Origin of the sequence: Desulfitobacterium chlororespirans DSM 11544, from assembly GCF_900143285.1 — a bacterium.
In the GTDB taxonomy this organism is placed as follows: Bacteria; Bacillota; Desulfitobacteriia; order Desulfitobacteriales; family Desulfitobacteriaceae; genus Desulfitobacterium; species Desulfitobacterium chlororespirans.
On the sequence record NZ_FRDN01000004.1, the window covers coordinates 303,752 to 317,755 of the forward strand.

The window sequence follows — 14,004 nt, forward strand, 5'->3', positions numbered from 1 at the left end:
GCTTTTTCCTCCTCTTATTTCCTTGCCGGATAGCCTTCCTAAGTCACTCTCCTCATCACCTGTACATCATGGAAGGTCCCTCTAAAATCTCCCACCCGGCCTCTGTCAGCACTTCCTGGGTATTTTTCACGGTCCAGCCGCGCACCGTACTTTCGCTGGTATCCCGGGGATTGGAACCCACCTCGGCCCAAAGCAGGCTGGCTCCGGCCATAGCTCCGATCTTATTGGGTTCATGGGTGCAGTTTCCCACAACATCGTAACCTATGGCCAGACGGACCGCCGCCAGAATAAGCGCCATTTGAGCGTAGGATAAAGAGCCATGGGCCGCCAGGGGCGAACCCGGAATGTTAACCCTGCGTCCGGCACCGCTGTAAGCCGGTTTCATATCCCGGGTGATGAGGGTCTTTTCCACCAGTTCCTCCAGGGTATGCTCCGGTCCCACCGGCTCCAGACAGGTCCCAACCCTTAAACCTGCCTTGGCGGCCAGGCTTACCGTCTGCAGTCTTTTTTGGGGATCAATTTTTGTAATAACTCCTTCCCCTAAGCGTACGGCGTGGTAGATTCCGGCAAAGCCGCTCTTTTTCAAAGCCTTGGCTTCATCCTCATCGAAATCCCCCACATTGGCAATCAGGGGAACTTCTGTTTTTAAAGCGTTCTTCACTTCCCTGCCTACCTTCAGGAAATCTTCAAATTTATAGGTAGCGGTGGCCATCAGATAAATGGCATTGGCACCACCGGCTTCAAAGTTCAGGCAGCTTTCAATAATTTCTTCCAGAGGACGTACTTTAGAGCTGGTAAAAACCTTATTCATGGCCGCAAAAGAGCAAAACTGACAGTCCCTGGGACAGGAACCGGAGTTCAATCCTACCTGGGCATGGACTTCCGCTTTGCCCTTGCAGGCGTCATCGCTCATTTTGCGAGAAGCATATTGGATTAAATAGGATTCTTCAGACAGGTAAGGAACGGCAAACAGCGCTCTCAATTCGGAAGCGTTGAGTTCTCCGCCACCCAGGGCTTTATCCACGATTTGACGAATAGTTTTGTCCATTTTTTCCTCCAAATTATTTGCTCTTTTTTATTTTGATGCTACTCACATTCCATTTCACACGACGGACCCGCCGCAGCTTGAACCGCTGCCGGCAGTGCAGGCATAACAGTGGTTATGAACCGCGATTTCCCGCTGACAGAGATCTTCTTTCCGACAAGTGGAGATATGCTGCGGGGAATCAGGCAGCCCCAGCATTTGATTAAAATCACAATCATAAAGATAACCGTCCCAACTGAGGGAAACCATGTCCCGGCACATAACATTTTGGACAGTGGACGGATTAAAGGCCCCAGCCAGCTGTTCCATGTAGCGCTGGAGGTTGCCTGAATTCCTCAGGAAAGTTAAAAACCGCCCCACTGGGAAATTCCCGATGGCAAACAAACTATCAAAGGTAATGCCATGCTGATCCAGCAGAACCCGGCGATAGTCGGCCTCGATCCCCTGCTGGGCAGCCGGCAGAAAAGCGCCCCCCGGATTATAGACAAGGTTCAGCTTTAAACTGCTGCCCTCCCGGCCATACCCCAGTTCATTCAACTTTTTCAGTAGTTTGATCGAAGACTGGAAAACCCCGTTCCCCCGCATGCGGTCAGCATCTTTCTCGGTATAATAAGGCAGAGAGGAAACAACTTCCACCTGATGCTCCGCGTAAAATTCCGGCATCCACCCATATTTTTCATCGTCCAGTACCGTCAGATTGGTTCTCGTCATCACCTGACGGTTCAGCTTTTTCGCTTCCTGAATCAGCCAGGGAAAATTAGGATTTAATTCCGGCGCGCCGCCGGTAATATCCAAGGTCTTGATCCCATGGTCCGCCATGACCTGTAAACCTTGGGCCATAACAGCCTGGGACATGGATTCCGTCCGCAAAGGCCCCGCTTCCACATGGCAATGCTTGCAGCTTAAATTACAGATCTTGCCCACGTTCATCTGCATGGTCTGAATCGTCTCTTTGCTTTTTAAAGGAAGCACGCCGGCTTCTTCTAATCTCTCCGTAAAAGATTTGATTTTCAAACTATTTAAAGATTCCAGTTGGGAATCGCTGTTTGGTGCTGTTACCTGCAACAAGCCCACACCCCTTTCTCTTTCCCTTCAGAAACGCTGATAACTCCGAAATTGTCAGACCTAGAAGCCGATTTTCTTGACGATATTTTTCATCTGGACGCCGTGTACAAGAGACGCCCCGCCGCGTATGGCACAGGCCACATGGATCGCTTCCGTCATCTGCTCCTCATTGGCGCCCTTTTCCAAGGAGCTCTGGGTATAAGCCTCGATGCAATAGGGACATTGAACGGCGGTGGCCACTGCCAAAGCAATCAAGGCTTTTTCCCGCGGGCTCAGGGCACCTTCCTCAAATACCGAACCGTAATAGGCCATGAATTTCTGCCAAAGGTCCGGCGCCTCCTCACCCATAGTGGCAAATTTGGCCAGATCGGCAGGATTGTAATAGGTATCCATCAACTATTTCTCCTCTCACAGTTTTTTTCTTGTCCAAAAGACCCAAAACAATGCTCTCAAAGCTCGGCAAAGGCCGCTTCACCCACCTTGCAACCGCAAATGACTGCCGGCAATGGCAACAACTTTATCCGCCCGGGCAGCCAGCTCCAGATCATGGGTGACAACCACCAAAGCGCAGCCTTGAGCCGGTAAACCAAATAAATAATCACCTACCCAGGAGCATAATTGAGGATCAAGGTCGTTGGTGGGTTCATCGGCAAACACCACTGCCGGATCAAGGAGCAAAGCCCGGGCAATCGCCACCCGCCTTTTCTGCCCGACACTCAGCTCGCTCGGGTAATAATCGAGCCGGTGCCCCAGTTCAAATTCCTGCAAAAGTTCAACGGCCTTCTCTTTCATTTGCGTATTTTTGGCCAGATACGCAGGAACCAGCACATTGTCGAGAACGGTTAAAGAGCCGATCAGATTGGCGCTTTGAAAAATGAACCCAAATTCCTGATTGCGCAAACGGTCCTTGCGGTCTTCCGCCAGTTTGCCAAGGCTTTCGTTTTTATACCATATCTCACCGACTGTAGGGCTCAGCATCAGTCCCAGCAGGGACAGCAGCGTGGATTTACCGCTGCCGGAGGGCCCGGTGACCGCCAGAGATTGTCCCGCATCAAGTTCCAGGGAAATTCCCTGCAAAATCACTTCTTCACCATAAGTCTTGCCGATATTTTTCGCTGAAAGCAACATATCTGAACTCCTTTGCTCCTACTTCACCGCTCCTGGCCATCCATGGCACCGCGGTATTAGTCCATCCCTGGACGTCAATCAATGTCACCGCGCTGGATAGCCAGGGACGGATCGATCTTTCCTACCTGCCCCAGGGGCACGCTGACCGCGCTGAAACTGATCAGGCTGAACAGGCATACCAGTCCGAAAACTCCTGCCGCCACGGCCGGGCCGCCGGGGACACGAAAAGGAAACGTGCTTTGGGTTTGCAGCAGATTCAAGACCAGCCGGTACAATCCCCCGCCTGCAGCTAAGCCAAGCAGGATGCCGCTCCCGGTAAGCAGCAGCGCTTCGCCGGCAATCAGCCTGCGCAGGTCCTGTTTCGTAGCCCCCAAAGCCCTGTAGAGTCCCAGTTCACTTTTGCGGTCCCAGGCCATGGACAAAAAACGTCCAAAAAGCTGGAGGATAGAAGCCAGAACCAATAAAACACCGCAGCCCAGCATAATCAGAAAGACCACCTGCATCTGACCCTGGATTTCTTTAAAGACACTGCTCTGCTCAATCACCTTAAACTTTCCCAAACGGGAGATCTGATAAGCCACCGTGGCCGACTGGCCTTCTTCCACCTGGACCAGCAGGGCGGAAACCAGGGTTTCCGGTTCTCCATACCTTGCCCAAAAATGGTCATATCCGGCAATATTTTTCGAAAAAGCCCGCACGGTATCTATATCCATGAGAATCGACTGGTCCATGTTGGTCCCGGTAAAGTCCAGGCGGGCCGCCACTTGGACGGGATTGCCGAGAATATTGGCGGAAGCAACCTCAAACCCGCCCACATTGCTGCCGATAATGATCTCGTCGGCAGCCAGCTTACGGCCGATCAGCTGATCGGTCCAGGGCTGGATAACCCAATCGCTCTCAGGGTCAAAGCCGATCAAACGCACCTCGCCGGTGGAAGAGCAGCAGCTTTCATTCAGGGTCTGGCCAAAAAATTGCGGCGTCACCCGGACTACCCCAGCGATTTCTGCCACCTGCCCAGCAACATCTTCAGTCATATAAATCACCGCCGGGGCTCCCGTAAACAGCAGATCCGTATCCGTAAGCATGGTTTCCGCCTGAGCAGGGATCACCAGAATGTCGGCCCCCAAACGCTGTTTGCTGGTTGCGATGCCTTCCGTAACCCCGTAGTAGACAAGAAAAAGGGCCAAAAGCACCGCCACGCTGACTGTCACCGACAGCATGGTCGAGAGGGACTGCACCCTGCGCTTGCTCAGGCTGTGGAGAATAAGTTTTCTCATCATCAGAACTCCCTTTTATGCCGCCGTCCATTGTCAGCGTTCAGCAGTTGAATACCGGCGGCAAGGATCAGGAGGCCATAAACGATTCTGCAGAACAAAGCTGTGGTATGGCAGGCCATCTCTGCCTTCATACAGATACCGATGACTGCATCCGTCGTGATGGCAATGCCGGCAGCCCCTAAGGCTATGATCAAGAGCGAAGATAAACGGCGGAGCTTAGGTTCCTTCAGAAAAAACTGTCCGGCAGCTGCTAAGATCAAAAGAACAGCAATCGGGATTTCCGCCCGGAAGGTCCAATGGCATTTCATGGGCACACTGCCACCGGCAGCCGTTTCGATTAATCCGCTGCAAGGAGGAAAGACAAACATACCGGCCAATAAGATAAGCGAAAGGGCGGTGGCAAAACCGGCGAGGATCTGCCATAGTTTTGATGACAAAGGATACACCTCTTTCTGACAACTATTGTTCTCCCATGAAGGAGACCATCTGGACGTAGAGCTCATCAATATAAGCATCCAAGTCGGCAGGTGCCTTTTCCAAGGCTCCGGCTCTGGCAATCTGGTGCCAAATTTCTCTGAAGCTGTCGTCCACTGTCTTCTTGTCCCCGGCAATCCAGGTATAATCTTTGATCAATTGGGCGTTCAAATCAGCGTCACCGGCAATATAGCCTTTATCCATGACCATTTGAGCGGCTTCATCAGGTTTTTCTTCCAGATATTCGCAAGCTTTGGTAAAGGCTTGTGACATACGTTGGCCGATCTCGGGATTAGCGTCCAGGGTTCGCTTGTTCATGCCGATAAAGCAGCAGAGAGTATCCTTCAGGCCCGGATCAAAGGTATTGGAATAAAATTTGGTTTTTCCATTCTGAACGGCCATTTCCGGGAAAGGATCGTAAGTGGCAAAAGCATCCACTTCTCCTTGATCCAGCGCCTGCTCCATTTGAGCATTGGGGTAAGAAAGCCAGGTCACCTTTTTTGGGTCTTTCCCCAGTTTCACCATTTCCGAAGCGATTTGAATCTGGGCGATACCGCCAATGGCAGCCGCCACTTTTTTCCCTTCCAGATCGGCTACACTTTGAATGCCGCTTTCCGGGGCAGCCGCTCCCTGAATACATCCTTTGTGCAGGGAATCGATAATCATTAATTCCAAGCCCTGTTCCATGGGTTTAAATTTATCAGGAGTCAGTTCAAAAGCATCCAATTCGTCATTGGCCATCAAAACCGCCACATCACCAGTAATTTTCAATAATTTAACATCAAGGCCGGCTTCCTTAAAAAATCCTTTTTCGTAAGCCACAAAAATCGGTGATTCGCAGGTGCCGCCCCAATAACCGACCACTGCCGGTATTAAATCGCTGTTTTCACCGGTCTGCGGGGTGTTGTCAGCCGGGGTTGTGTTAGCCGGGGTGGCGTTTCCGCCCGTGCCACAGCCGGTCAGGACCAAAGCCGCTGCCAGCAGCAGGACCAAAAGCAAACTCATACTGTTTCTTTTCAATTTAACTCTCCTCCAATTTTTACTTGTTTTTTATGGTTTGATTTGTATTGCAACATTCCAGAATAGCCATGATTTCCCTGCGCAAGCGGACAAACTCAGAAGATGTTCTGTCCCGGGGATGTTGGAGGCCGATGGTCACTTCCCCGATAACCTTACCGGGTCGGGAGGATAGGATAACCACACGGTCGCTTAAGTACACAGCCTCCTCAATATCATGAGTTACCAGAATGATAATGGGTTGATCCCGTTGCCATATCTTAATAATTTCATCTTGAATCGCCATGCGGGTGAACGCATCAAGAGCGCTCAGGGGTTCATCCAGCAGGATCAACCCCGGGTCCTGAATAAAGGTGCGGGCCAGAGAAGTACGGCTGGCCATGCCCCCGGAGATCTGGTGGGGATAAGCTTTTTCGAAGCCCTGCAAGCCCATCAGTTCGATATATTCCTGTACTTTAGCCTGCTCCTGCTTAAACACCCTGCGGGCCTTGAGACCGAAAGCGATATTGTCGTAAACCGATAACCAGGGAAAGAGATTAGTGTCCTGAAACACGAACCCCCGGTCATAATGAGGGCTGGCAACCACCTCCCCGTTATAGCTCAATATCCCGTCCTGGGGGTGATCCAATCCTGCCACCAGGCGCAGGAAGGTGGATTTGCCGCAGCCGCTGGGTCCCACCAGCGCCACGATCTCCCCACGGGTGATTTCCAGATTAAATTGATCCAGAGCATGAACCTGCTTGTTGTCTCCGTCATGGTAAATGCGCGTAATCTTGTCAGCCAGCAAATGACGTTCCCCTACCATCTCACAGTCCCTTTCTGCCATTTCAGCAGGCGGTTGCGTATTCTGAAAAGGGTATCCATCAGGATAAAGAAAAGAATAATGAATAGTCCCACCGTGCTGAATATCTTGGCATATTCACCCCAGGCCTCAGCCCATTTGATATACCATCCCAGCCCTGCTTCCACCCCAAGCATTTCAGCAATAATCAAGGCTCCGAAGGAAGAGCTTAACCCCATGAACAAACCGGTGAACATAGCCGGCAAGGCGGCAGGGAGCGCCACATGGAGCATAATGTAAACTTCGCTGGCACCCAAAACCCGGGCTGTCTCGACCAGCCGTTTATCCGTATCGCGGATCGCCGAACTGACCATGAGGGTCAAAGGAAACCAAATGCTTAAAACAATCAGGAAAACGCTGGCTTGGCGGCTGGTGGCAAAGAGCACCATGACGATGGGCAGCCAGGCCGCCGAAGGAACCGGCCCGATCATTTTCAAAACCGGCATGAACCAATAATTGCAGATCTGGCTCCAGCCCAGCAGAATGCCTGAAATCATGCCGCTGATAATGCCGATCACAATTCCCGTAAATAAGAGTTTCATGGAAAAATAAAAGCTCACCGCCAGGGTCTCCAGGTTAGTGGTTACAGAACTCAGAATTTTGTCCGGGCTGGGCACAAAAGGCAGGCGGAAACGCCCCGTTTTCAGGGTGGCCATATCCAGTGCCGCCACCAGCAAAATGGCCGCCGTCAAGAGCCAGGACAAATACAGCATTTTAGCCCGCAGCTTCGGAAGCAAAAAGGAAGCCAACCCCAAAATCACATAAATCCCCAGGCAGGTTTTTAAGAAGGCGGGATAGGTCACGGATTGGTAGCCCTTGGGATAGACATTGGGCAGGGTCAGGTGCAGGACCAAGGCCGCCAGAAGCGCTCCGGCCGGGGCGAGCATCTGGAGAATCTGAGGCAAAGTTACCGTAGGTTTTGCCTCTGCCTGCTTGGATTTTTGCAAAAGATAGTTTCGATCACTCTCTGTTATAGCCACTGGAATTGATCAGCTCCTTCCCAATTAAAATTTGCAGTGGCACCTGGTGATTACTGGACCTCCGCCGCAATTCTTTTCGCCCTTTGTTCCACTTCCCGGCAGATTCTTTGTTCATCCAGGGTCAGCAGGCAACGGTCTTCCATCAGAATCCTGCCGTCAACCATGGCCGTGCTGACATCCCGGCCGCCGGCACAATACACCAAGTGAGAAAGAATGGAGAACCGGGGATAGAAATGCGGCTGATTCATATTAACGGCAATCAAATCGGCTTTATATCCGGGTACAAGCTTCCCGATTTCCGGGATTCCCACAACCCTGGCTCCGCCGGCTGTCGCCATTTCCAAAACGGTGTAAGCTTTGAGATCTTCCGGTGAGCCGACCAGTTTCTGCTGGAAAGCAGCGGAGCGCATCTCGCCGAACATGTCCAGATCGTTGTTGCTGGAAGCGCCGTCCGTCCCCAGACCTACAGCGACTCCCGCCGCCAGCAGCCGGGGTATGGGGGCCGTGCCGCTGCTTAGCTTCATGTTGCTCTCGGGATTGTGGGCGACCCCAACCCGGTATTGAGCCAGCAGCCCAATCTCCTCTTCATCAAGATGCACACCATGGGCCGCGATCACATGTCCGCCGAAAAAGCCCAGACTTTCCAGCCATCTGACCGGAGTTGTTCCATATCTTTCACGGATAGTTGCCAGTTCCGTTTGAGTTTCCGCGAGATGAATATGCATCCCGGTCCCCAGCCTGTCCGCTTCCTGCTTCACTTCCCGCAGGAATTCCCCCGTGCAGGTATAAGGAGCGTGGGGCCCGAAAAGAACTTTGATCCTCCCATTCCCCTGATTATGAAACTTATGGTAAAGAGCAGTGCTTTCTTCAATGGCTTTCCTGCCGGTTTCCGGATCGGGAACAATGGCGCCCCTGGCCAGCAAAGCCCTTGTCCCGGCTTCCAGAACCGCCCTGGCCGTTTCATCCTGACTCATATACATATCCACCATGGTGGTCGTGCCGGATTTCAGCATCTCGCAGAGCGCCAGGGCACTCCCCCAGTAAATATCCGCCGCCGACATTCTGGCTTCATAGGGCCAGACCTTTTTTTCCAGCCAGGGCATAAGGGGCAGATCATCGGCATACCCGCGCAGCAAGGTCATGGCTGCATGGGTGTGGGTATTGATAAGACCCGGCATGATCACGTGCTGGGGCAAGTCGATTATCCTGTCCGGCCTGAAGTCCCCGGCAACGGCTCCTCTTTCTCCTACAGCCGCAATACGGTCCCCGTGGACGGCGACTTCGCCGTCGGGATAAAAATCCTCCGCACCGGTCATGGGCAGGACCATTCCCCGAATCAAATAGTTCGTCAAGCTTCTCCCCTCCTCTTCATGGGTCCAGAGTTGTGTCTTTGTTCATTTGTCTTACCATTATTTTCTTTGTCATCATGGCCATTAAGAAATAAAATTCATCTCCTTGTCTTACGCTTGATTTTACATTGCATTTTTCATGCCAAGTCTTTGTAATGGATAAAAAGCCCGCTAATAAGCCATTGCTTGTTTTTTCGTTTTGTCGAACTTTTTCTAATTTCACACATATTTTTCATTTTGAGACGATTGGGGAATTAAATTATTTATGATTACACCTGAGAAATCCACCCAAAAGAGCGTCTTCAACCTCATCTTCAGTGCTTTTGACAATGCGCTCCCGGTAAGAAACCTCAGCAGGGCTTCCCTGGGGCCATAAGCGATCAAACCATTTAATGAATGCCTCATGATCGTAGCAAAGGGGCAATGCTTCGACGAAAAGTTTCCCGGCTTTACCGCGGTACAACGCGTCCTGATGGGGCGAGACTGCAATCCGGGTGACTAAGCCGCAAAGCTGCCCCTTGAAGTTCGGCATACCCGCCGCACCGTTATTGATGACCGCTCCATGCTCCCAGGCCAAAGCGGCGGGTGCGCAGGTATGGGTTGTGGCCAGCACCCTTATCCCCTGCCCGGACATCCAACCGGCAAGTTCGGCTTGGCGCCCGGTTTCCATAAGGGATCCACGAGAGCACTGCCATCCCGCCAGAGACTGCTCATCGCCGTGGGAAATTGCCACCTTTTCCTTCCCTACTTCAACGATGGCGACACCGGGACGGTTTCCCAGCAGCCCCTTCCCTCCAGGCAAAGACCTAAATGCCTCTTTCAATTCCTGATGAATGAGATTGGAGCGGTCTACCGCCTCCTGGGAGACGCAGTCCGGATAAGCGCACCCGCAGCCTGCGCCGATATCCCTTTCCCGCCTGAGTTCTGCCTCCACATTGCCGAGCAGCTTAAGGTAGTCTTTGGCCAGCCCCTCCGTATGGATAAAATCCTGAGCGGTTTTGTCAAACCAGTGCATATCACCGTTGCATACCACCAGGGAAGCCCTCTCTCCGGCAACCAAAAGCGCAAGGGCCTTCAACGCCTCCGGATTGCCGTATATCCCTCCGGCCACGTAAAGGGTATCCCACCGGCCCCAGGGCTCCGCTTCGAAAAGCTGCGGCGTCAGGGTATAATCGGTTGGACAGCTTCTTCCCGCCACGATCATTGCTCAGTCACGCTCCTTCCCTTCGCCCCAAGCCCCGGCAGCTTCATAGTCTCACAAGCCCAGTTCCCTTTCCTTCGTTTTGCTTATGGAAGCAATCAGGCCGGGAAGAACATACCCCAAGGTGCACAGAATAAGGCCATAGAGGTTTACTGCAAGCAAAAGAGCATTTTCACCGGTCCCAATTCCCAAATGTTGGGGAATTATACCTACCGTAAAGGCAACACCGAGGGCGATGCCAATCCAAAAACTCAAGTGAAACCCTAACCGTGTCGGCTTAATTATGCCATGTAGGATAAAGATCGGTGCCAGCCCCATGACCATAGCGGGAATACCAACTCCCTACTGTTGGAAAATAACCGATGGTCCTTCATGGATCTCCCAGCCGGCTTCCCGGAGTTCTGCCCGGCGTATCCCGACATTATCACCTTTTACAGTATTGACCTCCGTATCACGGGGGTTTGAGCCAGCCTCGGCAAAAGCCAGATTGACCCCGGCCATGGCACCTATCCCATGCTCCCCGCAGTGCCCTTTGACCTCATATCCCAATGCCAAAATTACAGCAGCCTGCACAGAAGCTATTTGCGCCGCGTTAAACTGACCGTGAACGGCCAAGGAAGAGCCGGGAATCTTTATACGCCGCCCTACTCCGGCGTGGGCGGGCTTCATTGCCCGAATCAGCATGGTTTTTTCAATGATTTCATCCAGAGAATGCTCCGGCCCGATGGGTTCCACCGCCGTCCCGATTTCCAACCCTGCTTTAAGCGCTGCAGTTATGGTTTTCAGTCTGATCCTTGGCTCGATCTCCGTCTCCCGGCCTTCTCCCATGTGCATCACATGGTAAATTCCCTGAAAACCTGTTTTTTTCAGAGCCTGGGCTTCCTCATCTCCGAAATCGTCGATATTGGCAATCAAAGGAGTTTCCGGCTTCAGCTCCCTTTTGACTTCACGGGCAATCTTCAAATAATCCGCAAAAGCATACCGTGCTGTAGCCATCAGGAAAATAGCATTAGCCCCTTCTTTCTCCAGGCTTAAACACCTGGAGACAATGTCTTCCGCTGTCCGCACAATGGCTTCAGGAAAAACCTGATTCCTGGCTGCAAAAGAACAAAATGCACAGTTCTTCGGGCAGGGTCCGCAGTCAATTCCTACCTGACCATGCACCTCAGCCTTACTCTGGGACGCCCTTTCCACCATTTTGCGGGAAGCGGCGCAAAGCAGATAAGCTTCCTCCGCTAAGGAAGGGACCATGAGCAGTTCTTTTAATTCTTCCGCCGTAATTTCTCCGCCTTCAAGAGCTTTTTTAATAATTTCACCAAGCTTTTGCTTCAACCTAAATTTCCTCCAAATTATCCAAATTAATTAATAACCCGAAGAACTTTCTGCTGCGGCTCAAAATTTTTCACACCTGAATTCTGTCTGGAACCGGGCTTGTTTGCTTCATGGAAATTGGAATTTCTTTGACATAACATCCCTTTGGCATTTTTTTGCTTGCGGAGACTTACCAAATACTTATACAAACCGTTCACCTCCCGGCAATGATACAAAGCATGCCTTGCTTTATTAGCCTACGATTGTCCCATATCTGTAGGTGGGATTAGGGCGTCCCGGTTTCAGGCATTTCAAAACGGCAATAGTGGCGGTGATCTTATCTGCCTGGGCCTTAGCAATCTCTTCTTTCACAATCCCCTCCAGTATATCCGGTTCCATCTGAACCCGGGCGTTCAAGGTCAATTGAGCCTTCTGTCCGGTGCCGGCGGATTCACGGATATCCAGGGAATCTTTCGCGCCGGTGATATTGCCGATGACATAACCTTTGTCCGTGGCAATCAGCAATTTCACATGGCCAATAGCTGCATTGAGGCTGCCAAAACGGCTGCGCAGGGAATTCAGCAGGTTCCTGCCAAAAGTATCCCAATCTGCCCCTTGGCTCTGCAACTCGATGGTGGCATTCAACCAACCCAAAACCGCTTCTCCCTCTGCGTAAGTATCGTAATCCACTTCCGCCAGATGGGTCCCGGCCCCGGTGCGCTGCTGGGCCTCATGGAGCCAGGCTGCCAAACCCTCTCCTGTTTTGGCGCTGATGGCGTATACGGAAGCCAGCGGCCACTCCTCCGCCGTGCGCTTCTTCAGGATCTCCACCGCCAGCGGGGTTAACAAGTCCGTCTTGTTGATCAGGATCAAATCCGCTTCCCCAAGCTGTTTGCGCAGAATATAAGCGGCACTGGGGTGAAGTCCTGCCGTCCTGCCGTCCAGAATATCCGTCAGCTGCCGTGGGTCCACAAGCACGGTAAGGGGGGCAACACTGAGTTTATCCGCAAATTTTTCTTTTAACGGCTGCAGAATGGTTGCCGAAAGATCAGTGCAGCTGCCCACCGGCTCGGCGATAATAATGTCGGCTGGTTTATGGGCATTGACATGGTCAATCGCTTCGATAAAACCCGGAAAATTGCAGCAAAAGCAGCTGCCGCTCACCTCCGACACTTCAGTGCCGGTTTGCTCCAGATAAACGGTATCCACCAGTTCGGAAGCCTGATCATTGGTAATAAGCCCGACTTTCCTGCCTTTTTGACTAAGCTGGCGGGCTAACTCTCCGAGAAGTGTTGTTTTTCCCGCACCTAAAAATCCGCCGACTAAAATCAGCTTGGTTTTCATACGCATCCTTCTTTCCGTTTATACTTGTCATCTTTTTCACGATTCAAGATAATTTTGATATTGCTGATTCGTTATCCAGTTACTGACTCTTTATCCAGTTGAACTAATTGAGGCTTGGGCTTACCCTCTCCGCTAATTCTTCTTCACAGCATTGGCTTTCGGTCTTTCTCATCAAAGGTTCCAGCACCCACGTAAAGAGGAGTCCGGCTGCCAGCCCGCCAAGCACAGGTGCCAGAATATAGACAAAGAAAAATCCGCCGGATTGATCGGGAAAAGCAGCAGCACCCCAGCCGAAAATCCACGCCACAAGACGGGGACCGAAATCCCGGGCCGGGTTCAAGCCGGCCTGAGTCAAAGGAGCAATCAAACAAAGAACTGAGGTTACCGTCAAACCGATAAACAGCGGAGCTAGGTTGTTGTCCGGTCTCCCCAGATTGCATCCTTCCGTCAGGGAAAAGATCATCAAGACCAGTAAAAATGTACCGACAATTTCAGCACCGATGGCCAGGGGCATGGAGACAACCGCAGCGCTCCCGGGCAGTTGATAATATTCTCCAAACATTTTCGCTATCGACATGGATTCAGGTGTACCGCGGACAATCTGCTGGGCGCTTTCCAAAGCAACGATGGAAGGATTAAAAAGAACATAGATAAGCAGCCCGGCACAAAAAGCGCCTAAAAATTGACCCATCAGATAGACAGGCAATTTCTTGACCGTCATTCTTTTCGTGGCCACCATGGCCAGGGTGACTGCAGGGTTGAGGTGTGCGCAGGATAAATGACGGGTGGCATAAATAGCTAAGCTGACGCCGATCCCCCATATGATCCCAATTTGCAATAAGCCGATATGGGAATTGAATAAGACCGATACGGCTACTGAACCGCACCCGAACAGGACTAACAAAAACGTACCCAATAGTTCACCGAGAAAATCACGTTGATATTTCATTGGCAAAACTCCCTCGTTGTTAT

General features: G+C 51.7%; 16 protein-coding genes. All 16 read right to left on the reverse strand.

Annotation, left to right across the window (positions count from 1 at the left end; all coding sequences use genetic code 11):
* Positions 1-55 precede the first annotated feature (55 nt).
* A complete protein-coding gene (locus tag BUA14_RS04280) occupies positions 56-1,048 on the reverse strand; it encodes a radical SAM protein (RefSeq protein ID WP_072771435.1) in 993 nt (330 codons plus the stop codon).
* Between the two features lie 54 nt (positions 1,049-1,102).
* The gene (arsS, locus tag BUA14_RS04285; RefSeq protein WP_072771436.1) at positions 1,103-2,119 is read right to left on the reverse strand and encodes an arsenosugar biosynthesis radical SAM (seleno)protein ArsS; all 1,017 of its coding nucleotides are present in this window, start codon (positions 2,117-2,119) and stop codon (positions 1,103-1,105) included.
* Positions 2,120-2,170: 51 nt separating this feature from the next.
* Positions 2,171-2,503 carry an arsenosugar biosynthesis-associated peroxidase-like protein gene (locus BUA14_RS04290; protein ID WP_005809059.1) on the reverse strand — a complete coding sequence of 111 codons (333 nt, stop codon included), beginning with the start codon at positions 2,501-2,503 and terminating at the stop codon, positions 2,171-2,173.
* A 78-nt stretch (positions 2,504-2,581) separates the two neighbouring features.
* Positions 2,582-3,238, reverse strand: coding sequence for an ABC transporter ATP-binding protein (locus BUA14_RS04295; protein ID WP_072771437.1), 657 nt, complete (start codon positions 3,236-3,238; stop codon positions 2,582-2,584).
* A gap of 74 nt (positions 3,239-3,312) precedes the next feature.
* Positions 3,313-4,518 carry an ABC transporter permease gene (locus BUA14_RS04300; protein ID WP_242954543.1) on the reverse strand — a complete coding sequence of 402 codons (1,206 nt, stop codon included), beginning with the start codon at positions 4,516-4,518 and terminating at the stop codon, positions 3,313-3,315.
* Positions 4,518-4,961, reverse strand: coding sequence for a DUF4418 family protein (locus tag BUA14_RS04305; protein ID WP_072771439.1), 444 nt, complete (start codon positions 4,959-4,961; stop codon positions 4,518-4,520). Before BUA14_RS04305 ends, BUA14_RS04300 begins: the two co-directional genes overlap by 1 nt.
* Positions 4,962-4,974: 13 nt before the next feature.
* A complete protein-coding gene (locus tag BUA14_RS04310; protein ID WP_072771440.1) occupies positions 4,975-6,009 on the reverse strand; it encodes an ABC transporter substrate-binding protein in 1,035 nt (344 codons plus the stop codon).
* Positions 6,010-6,028: 19 nt separating this feature from the next.
* Entirely contained in the window at positions 6,029-6,811 is a 783-nt protein-coding gene (locus BUA14_RS04315; RefSeq protein WP_072771441.1) for an ABC transporter ATP-binding protein, read from the reverse strand.
* Positions 6,805-7,827 carry an ABC transporter permease gene (locus BUA14_RS04320; RefSeq protein WP_072771442.1) on the reverse strand — a complete coding sequence of 341 codons (1,023 nt, stop codon included), beginning with the start codon at positions 7,825-7,827 and terminating at the stop codon, positions 6,805-6,807. Before BUA14_RS04320 ends, BUA14_RS04315 begins: the two co-directional genes overlap by 7 nt.
* A gap of 50 nt (positions 7,828-7,877) precedes the next feature.
* On the reverse strand, positions 7,878-9,179 hold the full coding sequence (locus BUA14_RS04325) for an amidohydrolase (protein WP_072771443.1): 1,302 nt from the start codon (positions 9,177-9,179) through the stop codon (positions 7,878-7,880).
* Between the two features lie 16 nt (positions 9,180-9,195).
* Positions 9,196-9,399: a hypothetical protein gene (locus BUA14_RS27405; RefSeq protein ID WP_143153425.1), complete on the reverse strand. Its 204-nt coding sequence runs from the start codon at positions 9,397-9,399 to the stop codon at positions 9,196-9,198.
* Between the two features lie 36 nt (positions 9,400-9,435).
* On the reverse strand, positions 9,436-10,380 hold the full coding sequence (locus tag BUA14_RS04330) for a hypothetical protein (protein ID WP_072771444.1): 945 nt from the start codon (positions 10,378-10,380) through the stop codon (positions 9,436-9,438).
* 51 nt (positions 10,381-10,431) lie between these two features.
* Entirely contained in the window at positions 10,432-10,701 is a 270-nt protein-coding gene (locus tag BUA14_RS04335; RefSeq protein ID WP_242954544.1) for a hypothetical protein, read from the reverse strand.
* Between the two features lie 18 nt (positions 10,702-10,719).
* Positions 10,720-11,709, reverse strand: a complete 990-nt coding sequence (locus tag BUA14_RS04340) for a radical SAM protein (protein WP_143153426.1) — start codon at positions 11,707-11,709, stop codon at positions 10,720-10,722.
* Between the two features lie 231 nt (positions 11,710-11,940).
* Positions 11,941-13,032 (reverse strand): GTP-binding protein, encoded by a 1,092-nt coding sequence (locus BUA14_RS04345; protein ID WP_072771446.1) that lies wholly within the window; start codon positions 13,030-13,032, stop codon positions 11,941-11,943.
* A gap of 103 nt (positions 13,033-13,135) precedes the next feature.
* Positions 13,136-13,981, reverse strand: coding sequence for an MIP/aquaporin family protein (locus BUA14_RS04350; protein ID WP_072771447.1), 846 nt, complete (start codon positions 13,979-13,981; stop codon positions 13,136-13,138).
* Between the last annotated feature and the right edge of the window lie 23 nt (positions 13,982-14,004).